16 protein-coding genes are annotated in these 16309 nt (G+C 75.0%); 9 read left to right on the forward strand and 7 right to left on the reverse strand.

Translation table 11 applies throughout. The annotated features are described in order from the left end of the window. The first annotated feature begins 47 nt into the window (after nt 1-47). The gene (locus HNR12_RS19995; RefSeq protein ID WP_179770747.1) at nt 48-977 is read left to right on the forward strand and encodes a glycosyltransferase family 2 protein; all 930 of its coding nucleotides are present in this window, start codon (nt 48-50) and stop codon (nt 975-977) included. Nucleotides 978-987: 10 nt separating this feature from the next. Beyond that, entirely contained in the window at nt 988-2097 is a 1110-nt protein-coding gene (locus HNR12_RS20000; protein ID WP_179769036.1) for a glycosyltransferase family 4 protein, read from the forward strand. On the opposite strand, the gene HNR12_RS20005 is transcribed toward HNR12_RS20000, so the two are convergent. After that, nucleotides 2094-3113, reverse strand: coding sequence for an aldo/keto reductase (locus tag HNR12_RS20005; protein WP_179770748.1), 1020 nt, complete (start codon nt 3111-3113; stop codon nt 2094-2096). The genes HNR12_RS20000 and HNR12_RS20005 overlap by 4 nt on opposite strands. 193 nt (nt 3114-3306) lie before the next feature. Here HNR12_RS20005 and HNR12_RS20010 point away from each other — a divergent pair, with 193 nt between their 5' ends. Beyond that, nucleotides 3307-3933 (forward strand): MmyB family transcriptional regulator, encoded by a 627-nt coding sequence (locus tag HNR12_RS20010; protein ID WP_338119803.1) that lies wholly within the window; start codon nt 3307-3309, stop codon nt 3931-3933. 91 nt (nt 3934-4024) lie between these two features. Further along, nucleotides 4025-5170 carry a cystathionine gamma-synthase gene (locus HNR12_RS20015; protein ID WP_179769037.1) on the forward strand — a complete coding sequence of 382 codons (1146 nt, stop codon included), beginning with the start codon at nt 4025-4027 and terminating at the stop codon, nt 5168-5170. 49 nt (nt 5171-5219) lie between these two features. Here the strand turns inward: HNR12_RS20015 and HNR12_RS20020 are convergent, their stop codons facing one another. Further along, a complete protein-coding gene (locus HNR12_RS20020) occupies nt 5220-5672 on the reverse strand; it encodes a DUF6292 family protein (protein ID WP_179769038.1) in 453 nt (150 codons plus the stop codon). Between the two features lie 338 nt (nt 5673-6010). Further along, on the reverse strand, nt 6011-6262 hold the full coding sequence (locus tag HNR12_RS20025; protein WP_179769039.1) for a hypothetical protein: 252 nt from the start codon (nt 6260-6262) through the stop codon (nt 6011-6013). Between the two features lie 239 nt (nt 6263-6501). On the opposite strand from HNR12_RS20025, the gene HNR12_RS20030 reads away from it, so the two are divergent. Continuing rightward, nucleotides 6502-7299 (forward strand): GntR family transcriptional regulator, encoded by a 798-nt coding sequence (locus HNR12_RS20030; protein ID WP_179769040.1) that lies wholly within the window; start codon nt 6502-6504, stop codon nt 7297-7299. 202 nt (nt 7300-7501) lie between these two features. Here the strand turns inward: HNR12_RS20030 and HNR12_RS20035 are convergent, their stop codons facing one another. Continuing rightward, nucleotides 7502-7750: a hypothetical protein gene (locus tag HNR12_RS20035; RefSeq protein WP_179769041.1), complete on the reverse strand. Its 249-nt coding sequence runs from the start codon at nt 7748-7750 to the stop codon at nt 7502-7504. 260 nt (nt 7751-8010) lie between these two features. Here HNR12_RS20035 and HNR12_RS20040 point away from each other — a divergent pair, with 260 nt between their 5' ends. Next, nucleotides 8011-8814, forward strand: coding sequence for a GntR family transcriptional regulator (locus tag HNR12_RS20040; RefSeq protein ID WP_246425137.1), 804 nt, complete (start codon nt 8011-8013; stop codon nt 8812-8814). Between the two features lie 33 nt (nt 8815-8847). Next, on the forward strand, nt 8848-9408 hold the full coding sequence (locus HNR12_RS20045) for a UTRA domain-containing protein (RefSeq protein ID WP_179769042.1): 561 nt from the start codon (nt 8848-8850) through the stop codon (nt 9406-9408). 18 nt (nt 9409-9426) lie between these two features. On the opposite strand, the gene HNR12_RS20050 is transcribed toward HNR12_RS20045, so the two are convergent. Together HNR12_RS20050 and HNR12_RS20055 are read right to left on the reverse strand one after the other, a co-directional pair. Next, entirely contained in the window at nt 9427-11385 is a 1959-nt protein-coding gene (locus HNR12_RS20050; protein WP_179769043.1) for a hypothetical protein, read from the reverse strand. A gap of 91 nt (nt 11386-11476) precedes the next feature. Next, nucleotides 11477-12904, reverse strand: coding sequence for a sigma 54-interacting transcriptional regulator (locus HNR12_RS20055; protein ID WP_308118607.1), 1428 nt, complete (start codon nt 12902-12904; stop codon nt 11477-11479). Between the two features lie 175 nt (nt 12905-13079). On the opposite strand from HNR12_RS20055, the gene HNR12_RS20060 reads away from it, so the two are divergent. Together HNR12_RS20060 and HNR12_RS20065 are read left to right on the forward strand one after the other, a co-directional pair. Continuing rightward, a complete protein-coding gene (locus HNR12_RS20060) occupies nt 13080-14240 on the forward strand; it encodes an FIST signal transduction protein (protein ID WP_179769044.1) in 1161 nt (386 codons plus the stop codon). 122 nt (nt 14241-14362) lie between these two features. Next, nucleotides 14363-15742 (forward strand): hypothetical protein, encoded by a 1380-nt coding sequence (locus tag HNR12_RS20065; protein WP_179769045.1) that lies wholly within the window; start codon nt 14363-14365, stop codon nt 15740-15742. Here the strand turns inward: HNR12_RS20065 and HNR12_RS20070 are convergent. Further along, nucleotides 15739-16290: an RDD family protein gene (locus HNR12_RS20070; RefSeq protein WP_338119804.1), complete on the reverse strand. Its 552-nt coding sequence runs from the start codon at nt 16288-16290 to the stop codon at nt 15739-15741. The genes HNR12_RS20065 and HNR12_RS20070 overlap by 4 nt on opposite strands. Nucleotides 16291-16309: the final 19 nt, after the last annotated feature.

Genomic DNA, 16309 nt, shown 5'->3' on the forward strand with positions numbered 1-16309 from the left:
GCCGACACAATCAGCGGCGAGTGAGTGAACCTGACACCGTGAGCGAGATGCCCCACACCCCCGACGACGGCCCCGGCGCAGCGGAGGCCGCCCCCCACGTCTCCATCGTGCTGCCCTGCTACAACGAGCAGGACCACGTGGTCAAGGAGGTCGAGCGGATCTGCGCCGCAATGGACGCCTCCGACCACACCTACGAGCTGCTGGCCATCGACGACGCCTCCACCGACGACACGCTCGCCCGCCTGCGCGAGGTCGAGCCGCTGTTCGACCACCTGCACGTGGTCGCCTTCCCGCACAACGGCGGCGCGGGCACCGTGCGCCGGATCGGCACCCAGCGCGCCCGCGGCGAGATCGTCGTGTGGACCGACGCCGACATGACCTACCCCAACGAGCGCATCCCCGAGTTCGTGGACCTGCTCGCCGCCCAGCCCCACATCGACCAGGTGGTGGGCGCCCGCACGCAGGAGGCCGGCAGCCACCGGTTCCTGCGCGTGCCGGCCAAATGGCTCATCCGCAAGGTCGCCGAGCGGCTGACCAACACCCGCATCCCCGACCTCAACTCCGGGCTGCGCGCGTTCCGCCGCGAGGTGTCGCTGCCCTACCTGCGCCTGCTGCCGCCGGGGTTCTCCTGCGTCACCACCATCACGCTGGCGTTCCTGTCCAACCAGCACCCGGTGCAGTACGTGCCGATCGACTACGCCAAGCGGTCGGGCACCTCCAAGTTCCACTTCGTGCGCGACGCCTACCGCTACATCCTCCAGGTGCTGCGGATGGTGATGTACTTCAACCCGCTCAAGGTGCTGATGCCCATCGCGCTGTGGCTGCTGGGCATCGGCGCGGCCAAGTTCGTCTTCGACCAGGTGCGCACCCCGCTGTACATCCCCAACAACACGATCATGCTGCTGACCAGCGGGCTGATCGTGGGCGCGCTGGCCCTGCTGGCGGACCTCATCGTGCGCTCGCGCGACGGCGCCTGACGGGCCGGCGATGCGGATCAGCCTGGTGGGGCCCACCCACCCCTACAAGGGCGGCGGCGCCCGGCACACCACCGAGCTGGCCCACCGGCTCGCCGAGCGCGGCCACGAGGTGGTCGTGGAGTCGTGGCGGGCGCAGTACCCCGAGCGGCTCTACCCGGGGCGCCAGACGGTCGAGGCGCCCGAGGGCGCGCCGTTCCCCGCCACCCGCCGCGACCTCGCCTGGAACCGCCCCGACAGCTGGTGGCGCGCGGGCCGGCGCATCGGCCGCGACGCCGACCTGGCGGTCCTCGCCGTCCTCATCCCGCAGCAGGCAGTGCCCTACCTGGGGATCCTCGCCGGGATGGGCGGGCGCGCCCGCAGCCTGGCGCTGTGCCACAACGTGCTGCCGCACGAGCGCGGCCCCGCCGACACCGCGCTGATGCGCGCGCTGCTGCGCCGGACCGACGCGGTCCTGGCGCACTCGCCCGAGCAGGCCCGCCTCGCCCGGGGGCTGGCCGGTCCCGGCGCCGACGTCCGCACGGCGGCGCTGCCCCCGCACCCGCCGACCGCCCCCGGCGGCACGGGCCCCGCGCCCGCCCCGCCCGGGGGCCGCCGCAACCGGCTGCTGTTCTTCGGCATCGTGCGCCCCTACAAGGGCGTGGACGTGCTGCTGCGCGCCCTGGCCCACGGCGCCCCGCCCCAGGTCGGGTTGACCGTCGCCGGGGAGTTCTGGGGCGGCTCGGCGCAGCGGCTGCGCGCCCTGGCGGGCGAGCTGGGCGTGGCCGAGCGGGTGGAGTTCCGCGAGGGCTATGTGCCGGCCGAGGAGATCCCCGCGCTGTTCGCCGCCGCCGACGCGGTGGTGCTGCCCTACCGCACGGCCACCGCCACGCAGAACGTGTGGCTGGCCCACGAGCACGGCCTGCCCGTGGTGGCCACCCGCGCGGGCGCGCTGCCCGAGCAGGTGGCCGACGGGGTCGACGGCCTGCTGTGCGCGCCCGGCGACCCCGCCGACCTGGCCGGGGCGCTGGCCCGCCTCTACGCGCCGGGCGAGGTGGAGCGGCTGCGCGCCGGCGTGCGCGCGGCCGACCCCGCGCCGGTCTGGGACGCCTACGTCGACGCGCTCACGGCGCCTTCCGCCTAGCCGCCGGGCCGGAGCCCGGCGGGGCGGGTCCGGGGCTCCAGTTCCACTCCCTCGCCGCCGTGCATCCACGGGCGCGGTCCGGTGTTGAGGTCGCTGGGATAGCCCGGGTCGAAGTCCACCGACGCGTCCAGGCGGGCCACGACCTCGGCCGGCAGGTCGAGGTCGAGGGCGCCGAGGTTGCCGCGGACCTGCTCGGCGCTGCGCGCGCCGATGATCGGGTGCACGGCGCGGGAGCGGGCGCGGGTCCAGGCGATGGCCACCTGGGTGGGCGTGGCGCCCAGCTCCGCCGCCGCCGCGACCACGGCGCGCGCGGCCCGGTGGTCGCGCTCGGAGAGGGAGGCGGGGTCGACCCGGCCGCCCGAGGGGGGCTCGGCCGCGTCGGTGTACCGGCCCGACAGCACCCCGGCGGCGAGCGCCCCGTAGGCGGCCACGCTCATGCCGTAGGCCTCGGCCATGGGCAGCAGCTCCCGCTCGATGTCGCGGCGGAGCAGGCTGTAGGGCACCTGGATGCCCGCGAACGGGGTCCAGTCGCGCCACTCCGCCAGGGTGTTGGCCCGCGACACCAGCCACGCCGGGAGGTTGGAGGCGCCCACGTAGAGGACCTTGCCCGCGCGGACGGCGTCGTCCAGCGCCCGCATGGTCTCCTCGATGGGCGTGTGCTCGTCCCAGGCGTGCACCCACAGCAGGTCGACGTAGTCGGTGCGCAGCCGGCGCAGGCTTGCCTCCAGCGACAGCGCGAGGTTCTTGCGGTGGCCGCCGCCGGAGTTGGGGTCTCCGGTCTCGCGGGTCAGCGCGAACTTGGTGGCGACCACGAAGCGGTCCCGGCGGCCGCGCAGGATGTCGCCGAGCACCTTCTCGCTGTCGCCGTAGGCCGAGGCGGTGTCGATGACGTTGCCGCCGGCGTCGGCGTACACGTCGACCATCCGGCGGCCCTCGTCGGCGTCGGCGAAGGTCATGGCGCCCAGGAACAGCTCCGAGACGCGCAGCCCGGAGGGGCCGAACAGGCGGTAGCGCATCATGCCGCGCCTCCCGCGGCCGGACCCGTGTGGGCGGGGGAGTGGGTGGTGAAGGTCATGGCCCCCAGTCTGCGGGGAGCGCGCCGCCGCGGGAAGGCCGCGCCGAGCCTGGCCTTCGCGGGGCCAGGCTCGGCGCGGCCGTGCCGCTCTAGACTCGGCGAGGTGGACGACAGCGACCGCGCTGCGGCTGTCGGTGGCCGAGCGGGTCCACCTGCGCAACCTCGCCAAGGAGGCCTCGGGCGCCGACGTCCTGTGCCCGGGAGGCATGCCGCCCGACCGGCAGGTGCGCCCCACCATGCGCGCCCGGCTGGACCGGCTGGAGCCCGCCCCGGCCGCGCTGTTCGACCGGCCCGGCGAGACCCTGGCCCACACCGCCGCCTACGAGCGCCTGGCCGGGCCGCTGGGCCTGCTGGACGGCAGCCCGCCCAACCGGGTCCGGTACCTCTTCACCGACCCCCGCGCCCGCGCCGTGTTCCCCGACTGGGACCGGGTGGCCGACCAGCAGGTGGCCCTGCTCAAATCCGAGTCCTCGAGCTCCGACCTCCACCTCGCCCACCTGGTCGACGAGCTGACCATCACGGCCGGCGCGCCGTTCGCCGAGCGGATGGCGGCCGTGCCCGCCGCGCCGCGGCGCACCTCGGCCGAGCGCGTCGTGCACCCCGAGGCGGGCGAGCTGCGGCTAACCTTCGAGATCCTCGACGCCGAGGGCCAGCACCTGGTGGTCCACCTCCCGGCCGACGACGCCTCCGCCGCCGCCCTGGACCGCATCACCGCCCGGCGCCCCGGCGCCCTGCGGCCGGTGCGCGAGGGCACCCGGTAGGCCGCCCGGGGCGGGCGGGGCGGCGGGCCCGGCCCGCGACCCGTGCCGCGATCGGACGATCTTGGGCCGCGGGCGCGGCTAGGGTGTGGCCATGACGTTCGACGGGTTTGAGACTCTGGCCATCCACGCCGGTCAGGAGGCCGACGCCCAGACCGGCGCGGTCGTGGTCCCCATCTACCAGACGAGCACCTACGCCCAGGACGGCGTGGGCGGGCTGCGCGGCGGCTACGAGTACTCGCGCACCGCCAACCCCACCCGTGCCGCGCTGGAGGAGTGCCTGGCGGCGCTGGAGTCGGGCATCCGCGGGCTGGCGTTCGCCTCGGGGATGGCGGCCGAGGACACCCTGCTGCGCACGATCGCCAAGCCGGGCGACCACGTGGTCATCCCCGGCGACGCCTACGGCGGCACCTTCCGGCTGTTCTCCACGGTGCTGGAGCGCTGGGGCGTGCGCTGGGACGCGGTGCCCCAGTCCGACGTCGAGGCGGTGCGCGCCGCAGTGCGGCCCGAGACCGTGGCCGTCTGGGCCGAGACCCCCACCAACCCGCTGCTCAACATCACCGACATCGAGGCGCTGGCGGGCGTGGCCCACGAGGCGGGCGCCCTGCTCGTGGTCGACAACACCTTCGCCTCGCCCTACCTCCAGCGCCCGCTGACGCTGGGCGCCGACGTGGTCGTGCACTCCACCACCAAGTACCTGGGCGGGCACTCCGACGTGGTGGGCGGCGCGCTGGTGGTCTCCGACGCCGACCTGGGCCACCGGCTGGCCTTCCACCAGAACACGATGGGCGCGGTCGCCGGACCGTTCGACGCCTGGCTGACCCTGCGCGGCGTCAAGACCCTGGGCGTGCGCATGGACCGCCACTGCGCCAACGCCGAGCGCGTGGTCGAGGCGCTGGTGGACCACCCGGCCGTGGCCGAGGTCTACTATCCGGGCCTGCCCGACCACCCCGGGCACAAGACCGCCGAGCGCCAGATGCGGGCCTTCGGCGGCATGATCTCGTTCCGGCTGCGCGGCGGCGAGGACGCGGCGCTGAAGGTGTGCGAGCGCATGCGGGTGTTCACCCTGGGGGAGTCGCTGGGCGGCGTGGAGTCGCTGATCGAGCACCCGGGCCGGATGACCCACGCCTCGGCGGCGGGGTCGCCGCTGGAGGTCCCGGCCGACCTGGTGCGGCTGTCGGTGGGGATCGAGTCGGCCGACGACCTGGTGGGCGACCTGGTCGCCGCGCTCGACCACTGACACCCGGTCTCCGGCGCGCCGCCCGCGGCGTCGGGGGCGGACGGGCCGGTCAGCGCGGCAGCGCGGCGCGCGCGTAGGCCGCGAGGCGGGCGTCGAAGCCGTCGCCGTAGTCGCGGAAGGACCGGTAGTGGGGGCGGTGGGGGCTGCCGGTCTCGGTGCCGGCGAGGACGCGGCCGACGACGGCGGCGACCTGGTCGGGATCGGGCAGCAGCCCCCCGGGCAGATACCGGGTGCGCTCCAGCGCCACCCAGCCCTCGGCGTCCATGGGGCCGAAACGCCAGCCGCTCTCCTCGTCCCAGACGAACCGGAGCCGTCCGGGCGCCGCGGGACCACCGGAGCGGACGATGACGGAGACGTCGCGCGGGTCCAGGGGATCGTTCCAGTGGTCGAGCACGTCGACGCCGCGGACGATGAGGCACTGAGCGACGAGTTCGACGTATGGCCGGGGCAGATCTACCCACGGGGCGGAATAAGGCGCGGGACAAGGGCCGAAATCGCTCACAGCGAAGTGTTTTCCACCTGGAAATTAAATGAAACAACATTTAGGCGGCAAAACACGGACACGATTGTGTCACGGCCTGGATACCCGGCCGGGACAATCCGTCACCGGTTTCCGTGCAATTCGCGGCTGACCAGGGGGATTTCCGGGATTTCGGCCTCTCCACCACCGCTGTGTCCCGCCGGGCGGGCCCCTCCACGGGGAGGGTCCGGCCTCCGGCGGGAACGGGCGGTGGTGGGAACGCGCGCCCGGGAGTGGCCGGGCGTGCGGTGTGTCCGCGGGGCGGACGTTCGCTCGTTCACTGCTTCCTGCGGGGGCGGGTCGGCGCTGACCCGGGAGGGCTAGACCAGCGCGCCGGGCCGGCCGAACTCGTCCTCGTCGTCACCGTCGTCCTCGACGCTGTCGAGGAAGCGGAGGCCGGTGACGCTGCGGCCGGCGCCCGAGAAGGTGCGCTTGTCGCGGCCGTGGCGCAGGGCGCGGAAGTGGCCGCGGTCGGTTCGCTTGATGCCGATGGTGGCGGCCACGAGCACTCCCAGCACGACGCTGAAGAACGCCACGAGCAGGATCACCACCGCTCCGAATACCAGGGGCATGTCCCCTCCTCTCGCTGCGTGCGAGCGCCCGTCCGACGTTCGCACGGCCCCGGCCCGGATTGGCCGGGAGGGGAATGAACCACTCCTCCGTCTGGTGCTGCCTAGAAGGTTTGCCGGTGTCTGTCTCCTCTTCGGCGTTATGCGATTCATTCCTACCTTTAGAATGAACCGGCGGTGGTGGTTCGTCAACAGGTCTGAGTAGAATCATTCGAACGAATCAGTGAATCAGGGGGGCGGCTGTGGAACCTCAGCACCTGCGCATAGCCGGTGACCTCATGGAGAAGATCGACGAGGGCGACTACGCGCCCGGCGCCCAGCTCCCCACCGAGGAAGAGCTGATGCGCGAGTGGGGAACCTCGCGCAACACCGTCCGCCGGGCCCTGCAGGAGCTGGCCAACCGCGGCCGGATCGACACCAAGCAGGGCAGCGGCAGCACGGTGCGCCGCTACCGGCCCACGCTCCACCTGGCCTCGCCCGCGCCCGCCGGATCCGACGCCGAGCGCTACGAGGCCTACATCAACCGCCTCCGCGAGGAGGAGGGCAAGGTCCCCACCGAGCGCCTGGAGGTCGGCCGCGAACCCGCCGCCGGCGTGCTGGCCGGCCTGCTGAAGCTCGACCCCGACAACCCCCGGGCGTTCGTGGTCATCCGCCGGTGCGACCGCGTCATCGGGCCGCAGCTGTGGCAGCGGCAGGAGTCCTACTACCCGGGGTTCATCGCCGAGGGCACCGCGCTGGAGCTGCCCACCGACATCCCCGGCGGCACCAAGGACGTCATCGCCGCCCTGGGCTACCCCCAGACCGGCGCCTGGGACGTCATCGGGGCGAAGATGCCCTCGCTCAAGGACTCCGCGCGCTTCGGGATCGGCCCGGGGGTGCCGCTGCTGGTGCACGAGCGGGTGGCCTACTCCGGCACGACCCCGATCCGGTTCACCCGCACCACCATGCCGGCCGACCGCCACAAGCTCTTCTACGCCGAGGGCGACATCGACCCCGGGGTGCTGCGCACCATCACCGACGTCAGCGTCTACGAGCGCTGAGGGGCCGCGGGGACCGCGGGTGACGACGCCCCGCGAGGGCTGAGGCGCCGCGCGGCCTGGGCGGCGCCCGCCCCCCTCCTCGGCGGGCGCCGCCTGCCGGACCCCGGGGGCGGGGCCGGCGGACCGCGGCGGTCAGGCGACCCGGCCGCCCGGGCGGCTACCCGGTGGCCCGGTCACGGGCGGCGGGTGGGGGTCACAGGGGTCACACGCGTCCGGCGGCGTTGCCGGAGAGTTCGCCGGCCGACCGCGGGGTCCGCGCGGTCGGCCCGGTGGCCGCGTTGTCGGGGGCGGTCCGCGCCCGCGGGACCACGGGCCCCGCGCCGGGGCGGCCCCGGTGCCGGGGCGGCCGGGGGCGGTCGGAGCCCTCGCCCTTGCCGATCGAGGCGGCCAGCGCCATGCCCACCGCGAAGGCCGCGACGACCACGGCGGCCACGATCACAACAGTCAGCATCGTCTCCCCTCCTCTCCGTCTGCCGTGCGGGCGCCCGTCCGACGCCCGCACGGCCGCCGCGCGGGGGCGCGGCGCGGGGGACGCCTCCGCAAAGCCGCGACGACACCGGTGACCTCGGGGACTTGATCATCAAGTCGTTGGAGTCTAGTGTCCTAGTCAACTCATTGGAGTCGTACCCACAAGTCAACTCTGCGGCGCGATTGTGGCGCCGTCAAGACTTACGGGTAGACTTATCGGAACGAATTCCGCGCTGTGGAGCGATGATGGAACCCCGGCACCTGGTGATCGCTCGCGCGCTGCTGTCCGAGATCGACGGCGGCCGCTACGAGCCAGGCGACAGCCTGCCCACCGAGGAGCAGCTCATGGCCTCCTACGGCACGTCCCGCAACACCGTGCGGCGCGCCCTGCAGGAGCTGGCCAACCGGGGGCGCATCGACATCAAGCAGGGCAGCGGCAGCACGGTGCGCCGGCCCCGCCGGCCGATCGTGCACGTCGCGTCCTCGATCGAGGGAATCCCCGACGACGAGCGCTACGCCCGCTATGTCGAGCGCATGTCCAAGGAGCAGACCGAGGAGCCGCGGCTGCGGTTCCAGGCCCGGCGCGGGCCCGCGGGCGGCCGCATCGCGCGGCTGCTCAGGATCGACCCGAACCGGCCCGGGGCGTTCGTGCTGTGCCGCCGCTGCGACCGCATGTTCGGCGCGCGGCTGTGGGAGCGCCAGCTCAGCTACTACCCGGGCCACATCGCCGAGGGGTCCGAACTGGAGACCCCCGAGGACATCCCGACCGGCACCAAGGAGGTGCTGGCCGCCATGGGCTATCCGCAGACCCGCCACTGGGACGTCATCCGGGCCGAGATGCCCTCGATCAAGGACTCCGACCGCTTCGGCATGGGCCCGGGGATCCCCCTGCTGGTGCACGAGCGGCTGGCCTTCTCCGGCGACACCCCGATCCGCTACACCGTGACCCGGATGCCCGCGGACCGGCACCACCTGATGTACGTGGAGGGCGACACCTCCGAGGACGACCTGCTCGACGCGCTCCAGGCCAACACCTACGACGACTGACTGCTGAAACCGCACCCCGAAAAGGTGTTCTGTATGAATGATGGCAACGGTGCCTTCCGTTACCCGGCCTCCCGCGAGCACGTGCGCGACTCCAAGGTCACCCACGACGCCTTCGACCAGTTCGTCGTCGACTCCGGACGCGAACCCAGCAAGCGGCTCCGGGTGGAGCGGCACGACTCCGTGCCCCAGCCCATCGCCGACCGCCTGGGCACCTCGGCGGCCGTGAGCCGCCGGGCCGTGCGGGCCATCGACGGCCGCACGGTCGCGATCGAGACCTCCTACTACCCGGCCGACCTCGCCGAGGGCACCCCGCTGGTGGAGGAGGCCGACATCCCCGCCGGCACCATCAGCGTCCTGGCCGGGCTCGGCCACGCCCAGACCGGCTACCAGGACGAGCTGACCGCCCACCAGATCGGCCCCAACGAGGCCGCCGACCTCGGCGTCGCCGAGGGCACGCCCGCGCTGCAGACCGTGCGCACCGTGTGGTCGGCCTCCCGCGTCCTGCGGGTGACCGTGACCGTCAGCCCGCTGGGCGGCGGCCTGGTCATGTGCTACGAGACCGGCGCCCCGGCCCCCGTGGCGTTCGGGGGCTGATCCGCCGGGGCCGGATGCTCAGCCGGTCCTGCGGCGGCGGCTGAGGAAGTCCCGCACCACGTACCCGCCGAGGCGGTCGGGGTCGGGGCGCACCACCCGGCCGCCGTTGCGGCGGGCCACCTCGTCCACGAACCGCTCCAGGCGGGGGTCGTCGGCCAGCAGGAACACGTTGAGCGCGGCCCCGCGGCGGGTCATGCGGTCGACCTCGGCCAGCGTGGCGGCCGTGGTGTCGGCCGAGGGCGGCCAGGCGAACGCGGCCGACCCGTCGCGCAGCAGGTGCGCCGTCGGCTCGCCGTCGGTCACCACCAGCACGATCGGCTCGAAGTCGGCGTGGCGGTCCAGGTGCCGCCCGGCCAGCAGCAGCGCGTGCTGCAGGTTGGTGCCCTGGACCGGCTCCCAGGACAGCTCGGCCAGGCCGTGGGCGGGGAGTTCGCGGGCGTAGTCGCTGAACCCGATGATCTGCACCGCGTCCTGGGGGAAGCGGGTGGTCACCAGGGAGTGCAGCGCCATGGCGGTCTGCTTTGCGCTGCCCCACAGGTCGCGCAGCGCCATGGAGTAGGACAGGTCGACCAGCAGGCACACGGCCGCGGCGTCGCGGCGCTCGGTCTCGACGACCTCGAAGTCCTCCGGCCGCATCCGGACCGGCCCGCCCGGCTCGGCCGCGCCCCGGCCGATCGCGTTGCGCAGCGTGCGCACCACGTCCAGCGGCTCCTCGTCGCCGAACTCCCAGGGGCGGCCGGCCCCGGTGGGCTCGCCCCAGCGGCCGGCGGAGTCGGCGGCGTGCCCGCCCGAGCGGCTGTGGCCGGCGGTGTCGGCGAAGACCTCCCGCAGCGCGGTCTCGCCGAGGCGGCGCACGGCCTTGGGGGTCAGCCGCAGCCGGTTCCGCGAGCCTTCGAGGTAGCCCTGGTCGCGCAGTTCGCGCTCCAGGGCGCGCAGGCGCTCCAGGTCGTCGACCGCGGGGCGGCCCAGCGCCCGGCGTACGGCGTCCTCGTCGATGTCCTCCAGCCCGGCCCCGGCATAGCCCTGGCTGAGCGCGGTGTCGAGTTCGGCGAGGTCGGCCAGCTCCTGCACGGCGGTGGTGGCGTCGCCGGCGCCCAGGCCCTCGGGGCCGTCCACGTCCTCGGCACCGCCCCAGGCGAGGTCGGGGCGGCGGGCGCGCAGCGCGCCGGAGAGCCGGTCCAGCGCGTCGGCCAGGCCCGACTCCCGGGCCGCCTGGTCCATCAGGCCGCCCAGCTCGGCCCGCTGCTCGGGCGTGAGGGAGTTCATCATGCGCTGGGCGGCGGCGGAGCGCCGCGCCAGGGTGTCGACCAGCTCCTCCAGGTTCCGCGGCCGGGGGTCGTCGGGGAACATGTCGCCGTAGGCGGCCATGAACCGGTCGAAGTCGTCCTGGGTGTGCTCGCCGCGCTCGTCGTCCTCCAGCATGGCGTTGAGCGCGTCGATCATCTCGCGCACCCGGCGCATGTCCTCGGGGGTGCTCCGCTCCAGCGCCTGCTTCATGCCCTGGAACCGGGTGTCCAGCACCTCGCGGCGCAGCAGGTCGCGCAGCTCCTCGAAGCTGCGCCGGGCCGCCTCCGACCGCCACCGGTAGTCGGCCAGGCGGCGCACGGCCGCCGCGGTGTCCGCGGGCAGGGAGTCCAGCTCGGCCTCGCGGAAGCGGGCGTCGTCGGAGGGGTCGGGGAACAGCTCGGCGCGCTCCTGGCCGATCGCGCGGTCCAGCAGCGCGCGGGCCTGCTCCAGGGTGCCGTCGAGCCGGCCTTTGGAGCGGATGTGCTCGCGGCGCTCGCGCACCCGGCGCAGCAGGTCGTCCAGGCCGCTGACGCCCTGGGTGCCGCGGCGCAGCAGGTCGCGCAGGGCCCGCTGCGGCTTGGCGCCGGCCATGATGTCGCGGCCCAGTTCGTCCAGCGCCGCGCGGACGTCGTAGGGCGGCGCGAGCGGGTCGGGGCCGTCGTCGTAGGGGCCGTATCGGAAGCGGTCCACGGGTGGTCTCCCTTCGCCGCGGGCGCGGCGGTGCGCGGCCGGACGCCGCGCCGGCCAAGGGGCGCCGGGCGCGCGTGCGCCCGGCGCCCGGTCAGGTCCGGTAGACGGTGCGGTCGCGCACGGTGTCCTTGGACAGCCGCCGGTTGAGGTACAGGCCCTCCAGCGCGAACTCCACGGCCGAGGCGGCGAACCCGGGGGTCTCGCCGGTGCCCTCGTCGGGCGAGAGGCGGGCGATGAGGTCGGCCAGGCCGGGCAGCGGCCCCACGCCGCGCAGCAGGTCGGCGGCGCTGACGAGTTCGCCGGTCTCGACGGTGCCGCCCTCGGCGAACAGGTCGGTGAGCCCGGTGAGGTCGGCCCCGCCCAGGGTGGCGCGAAAGGTGTCGGCGGTGGCGCGGCGTAGCAGGTGCGCCAGCACCTCGGTCTCGCGGCCCTCCTCGCCGACCTCGAACTCCACCTTGCCCTGGAGGGTCTCGACGATGGAGGGGAGGTCGCAGACCCGGGCCACCGGGGTGTCCTCGCCGGTCAGCGCGCCGCGGCGCAGTGCCGAGGCCGCGACGGTCTCGATGCCGGCGATGGCGAACCGCGCCGACACCCCGGAGCGGTCGTCGACCGAGGGGGAGTCGCGGACCAGGCGGGTGAACCGGGCCACGGTCTCGACCAGGTGCAGCGGCACCACCGCGCCGGAGGGGAGGTCGGCCTCCTGGCGGACGAGGTCGATCTCGTCGGAGAGGTCGGGCGGGTAGTGGGTGCGGACCTCGGCGCCGAAGCGGTCCTTGAGCGGCGTGATGATGCGGCCGCGGTTGGTGTAGTCCTCGGGGTTGGCGCTGGCGACCAGCAGGACGTCCAGCGGCAGCCGCAGCGCGTAGCCGCGGATCTGGATGTCGCGCTCCTCCAGCACGTTGAGCAGCGCCACCTGGATGCGGGCGGCGAGGTCGGGGAGTTCGTTGAGGCAGAACACCCCGCGGTTGGTGCGCGGCACCAGGCCGTAGTGGACGGTCTCGGGGTCGCCCAGGCTGCGGCCCTCGGCGAGCTTGACCGGGTCGATGTCGCCGATCAGGTCGCCCACGCCGGTGTCGGGCGTGGCGAGCTTCTCGCCGTAGCGCTCCTCCCGGTGCCACCAGGACACCGGGAGCTGGTCGCCGTGCTCGGCGGCCAGCGCGCGGCAGCGGGTGCAGACGGGGTCGTAGGGGTGGTCGTTGATCGGGCAGCCGTCGACGACGGGGGTCCACTCGTCCAGCAGCCCGGAGACGGTGCGGATCAGGCGGGTCTTGCCCTGCCCGCGCTCACCGAGCAGGACGAGGTCGTGGCCGGCCAGCAGCGCGCGCTCGACCCGGGGCAGCACGGTGTCGTCGAAGCCGACGATGCCGGGGAACCGGGGTTCGCCGGCGCGCATGCGGCGCAGCAGGGTGTCGCGGACCTCCTGCTTGACCGTGCGGCGCACGTGCCCCGAGGCGCGCAGCGCGCCCAGGGTGGCGGGGAGGTCGGCGGGGGCGGTGTGGCCAGAAGTAGCGGCAGACACAGCGTCGAGTCTATGCCCGCGCGCCGATTTGGCCAGTGGCCCGGCCGCGCCGCCGCCCGGGGCGCGGCCTCGGCGGGCGCCGCGAAATACCGCGGGCGCCGTGCGGGTTTGAGGGCGTAGGACTGGGAGTATGGTCCCGGTGTGCCATATCGGACGAACGATGCGAGGTGGGGGCGTGGCGGGGTTCGGTGACGCGCTGGCGACGGGCGCCGATCTGGTGAGCGCCGCGGAGCGCGCGGCGCTGGACGCCCTGCGGCCCCTGGACGGCGCGGCCGACCTCGTCTGCTTCTTCGTCAGCGGCGCCGACCCCGACGAGGTCGTGCTGGCCGGCGAGCGCGTCATGGCGCTGGCCGAGGGCGCGGTCACCCTGGGCTGCACCTCCACCGGCGTGGTGGGCGGCGGCCGGGGCGTCGAGGGGCAGGGCGCGGTCAGCGTGTGGGCGGCGCGGCTGCCCGACGTCACGCTCACCCCCTTCCGGCTCGACGCCATCCCCGAGGGCGACCACCTCGCGGTGGTGGGCATGCACCAGCCCGACCCCGAGGACCGCGCCGCGCTGCTGCTGGCCAACCCCTATGAGTTCCCCGCCCAGTCGTTCGTGGAGCGCTCCACCGACGCCCTCGGCGGGCTGCCGATCGTGGGCGGGCTGGCCGACGGCATGCACGGCGAGGAGTCCGTGCGGCTGTTCAGCGACGGCGAGGTCGCCGAGTCGGGCGCCGTGGGCCTGCTCCTGGGCGGGCCCGGGGTGGTGGGCACCGTGGTCAGCCAGGGCTGCCGCCCCATCGGGCCGGCCATGGCGGTCACCAAGGCCGAGGGCAACATCGTGCTGGAGCTCGCCGGCGCCCCCGCCTACGAGCGGCTTGAGGCGCTGGTCAACGCGCTGCCGCCCGAGGAGCAGGAACTCGCGGCCATGGGCCTGCACATCGGGATCGCCATGGACGAGTACGCCGACCGCCACGAGCAGGGCGACTTCCTGGTGCGCTCGGTGCTGGGCGCCGACCCCGAGGCCGGATCGCTCAGCATCGGCGACATGGTCGAGGTCGGCCAGACCGTGCGGTTCCAGGTCCGCGACCACGACTCCGCGGCCGCCGACCTGGTGGAGCGGCTGCGGGCCTTCGGCGAGGAGCACGCCGGGCGCACCGGCGGGGCGCTGCTGTTCTCGTGCAACGGGCGCGGCTCGGGCATGTTCCCCACCGCCGACCACGACGTCCGCTCGGTGCAGCAGAACCTCGGCATCGTCAACGTCGGCGGGTTCTTCGCCGCCGGCGAGATCGGCCCCGTCTCCGGCCGCAACCACGTGCACAGCTTCACCGCCTGCCTGCTGGCCTTCCAGGGCTGACCCGGCCGCGACCCGGGCCAGGCCAACCTTTACCGGCCGCGCGCCGCGCCCCGCGGCGCGCCGCCTTGGCCGCTCGCGTGCGCGCGTGCTTACTGAACGTGTCCACGTGAGGGGGTCGGGCGATGTCGTGCGCCTGGAGGCGGGCCGGTGCCGCCGTGCTGTCGGGGTTCGTGCTGGTGGTTCCGCTCGCGGCCGGGCCGCCGGCCGCCGCGGCCCCGCTGCCCGCCGCCGACGGCCGGGGCTGGATCGAGGAGGACCTCGGCCGCGCCGAGGCCGTGGGCGCCCAGCCGGCCGGGGGAGGGCTGCGGGCCGCCCGTGAGCCCGCCCCGGGGGCGTCGCTGCGCACCGCCGCCGCTCCCGCGCCGGCCGCCGTCGCGGTCTTCGGCTCCCACGGGCTCACCCGCCCCGCCCGCGCGGTCGACGTGCGCGCCGAGGCGACGGCGGGCGCGGTGCTGCTGGAGGCGCGCGGCGTGCGCGCCGACGGCATGTGGACGGAGTGGCGGTCGGCGGGCCCCGCCGAGGTCCCCGCCGGGGCCGCCCGGAGCGGCGAGGAGGTCGGCGGCCGGATCCGCCTGCCCGAGCCGGTGGGCCGGGTGCAGGTGCGCGTGGGGTTCGGCGCCGCCGAGCCCGGCGGCGCCGCGGCCGTGCTGGAGTCGGTGCGGCTGCGCCCGGTCCAGCGCACCGCCCCCGACGCCCCGGACGCGCCCGCCAGCCCGCCGGCGACCGACCGGGGCCCCGGGACCGCGGAGTCCCCGGAGGCCGAGGCCGAGCGCCCCGCCTCCGGCCGGCCGTTCTCGGCGCGGGTGTTCGCCACCCGCATCGGCCACGTGGGCGGCACCACCGCCAACGGCCACCGCGTCCGGGAGAACGACCACTTCGTGGCCCTGCCCTCGCGGCGCGGGCTGAGCGAGCGCGGCGGCGGCGACTACACCGTGCGGGTGTGCGCCGAGGACGGCGAGCGCCGCTGCGCCTACGCGCCCGTGTGGGACGTGGGACCGTGGAACACCAGGGACGACCACTGGAACGCCGAGCGCGAGGAGTGGCGCGACCTCGCGCGGGGGCTGCCCCAGGCCCAGGCCGCCTACGAGGACGGCCACAACGGCGGGCGCGACGGGTTCGGCCGCGAGGTGACCAACCCCGCCGGCATCGACCTGGCCGACGGCACCTTCCGCGACGGCCTGCGGCTGCCCACCAACGCCTGGGTGCGGGTGGACTACCTGTGGACGGCCGAGTACGCCCACCCGGCGGCGGTCACCGCCGCGCCCGAGACCCAGCCGGTGCCGGTGCGGTCGGGGCCGGGGATGTCGCACGCCGAGCGCGGGGTGGCCGCGCACGCCGCGGCCGTGGACGTGGCCTGCCAGGTGCCCGGCGACGAGGTCACCGGCCCCCAGGGCGCCAGCGACGTGTGGTTCCGCATCGGGCCGGGGGACTACATCCCGGCGGCCAACGTGAGCGGCGGCGACTCCGCGCCCGCCTGCCGCGAGGGGGAGGCGGGGCCCTAGTCGCGCACGACGATCGTGCCGGCCGCGCGGTCGTGCAGGGTGCGCCGGCGCTCGTCGTCGCTGAGGCACCACAGGCAGTCCAGCAGGGTGAAGACGTGGCCCAGGCACAGCAGGCACTGCGGCAGCCCGAACAGCAGGGCGCGGCCGGCGGCCTGGCCCTGGCGCAGCCGCCCGCCGTCGGCGCGCACGACGCGGACACGGACCATCATCTTGCCGATCGTGCGCCCGCCGGCGATGTGGAACAGCCAGTCGTAGAAGAAGAGCAGCACGCCCCAGCCGAAGAGGATGAGGTAGGCCCAGGCGTCGTAGAAGCCGTCCTGGGGCTCGCCGCCCTGCAGCGACGCCGGGTTCACCAGCACGGTGACGATGAAGAACATGAAGGCGAACATCGTCAGCAGCGTGTAGTCGATCAGCCGGGCGCCCAGGCGGCGGCCGAACCCGGCGACGGGGGGCGCGGCGTGCGGCGGCGGTCCGGGAAACCCGGGCGGCCCCGGCGGCGGGGCGTTCCAGGCGTTCCAGTCGTTCCAGCCCTGAGGCAAGTGGTTCACCCCGGAATGGTCCCACTCC

The sequence above is a fragment of the Streptomonospora nanhaiensis genome (genome assembly GCF_013410565.1).
Taxonomy (GTDB): Bacteria; Actinomycetota; Actinomycetes; order Streptosporangiales; family Streptosporangiaceae; genus Streptomonospora; species Streptomonospora nanhaiensis.

Excerpts from the sequence above, each read along its gene's own strand:
- HNR12_RS19995 (WP_179770747.1), top strand. The coding sequence starts at position 48 with ATGCCCCACACCCCCGACGACGGCCCCGGCGCAGCGGAGGCCGCCCCC.
- HNR12_RS20000 (WP_179769036.1), top strand. The coding sequence starts at position 988 with ATGCGGATCAGCCTGGTGGGGCCCACCCACCCCTACAAGGGCGGCGGC.
- HNR12_RS20005 (WP_179770748.1), bottom strand. The coding sequence starts at position 3,113 with ATGCGCTACCGCCTGTTCGGCCCCTCCGGGCTGCGCGTCTCGGAGCTG.
- HNR12_RS20015 (WP_179769037.1), top strand. The coding sequence starts at position 4,025 with ATGACGTTCGACGGGTTTGAGACTCTGGCCATCCACGCCGGTCAGGAG.
- HNR12_RS20025 (WP_179769039.1), bottom strand. The coding sequence starts at position 6,262 with ATGCCCCTGGTATTCGGAGCGGTGGTGATCCTGCTCGTGGCGTTCTTC.
- HNR12_RS20035 (WP_179769041.1), bottom strand. The coding sequence starts at position 7,750 with ATGCTGACTGTTGTGATCGTGGCCGCCGTGGTCGTCGCGGCCTTCGCG.
- HNR12_RS20040 (WP_246425137.1), top strand. The coding sequence starts at position 8,011 with ATGATGGAACCCCGGCACCTGGTGATCGCTCGCGCGCTGCTGTCCGAG.
- HNR12_RS20045 (WP_179769042.1), top strand. The coding sequence starts at position 8,848 with ATGAATGATGGCAACGGTGCCTTCCGTTACCCGGCCTCCCGCGAGCAC.
- HNR12_RS20065 (WP_179769045.1), top strand. The coding sequence starts at position 14,363 with ATGTCGTGCGCCTGGAGGCGGGCCGGTGCCGCCGTGCTGTCGGGGTTC.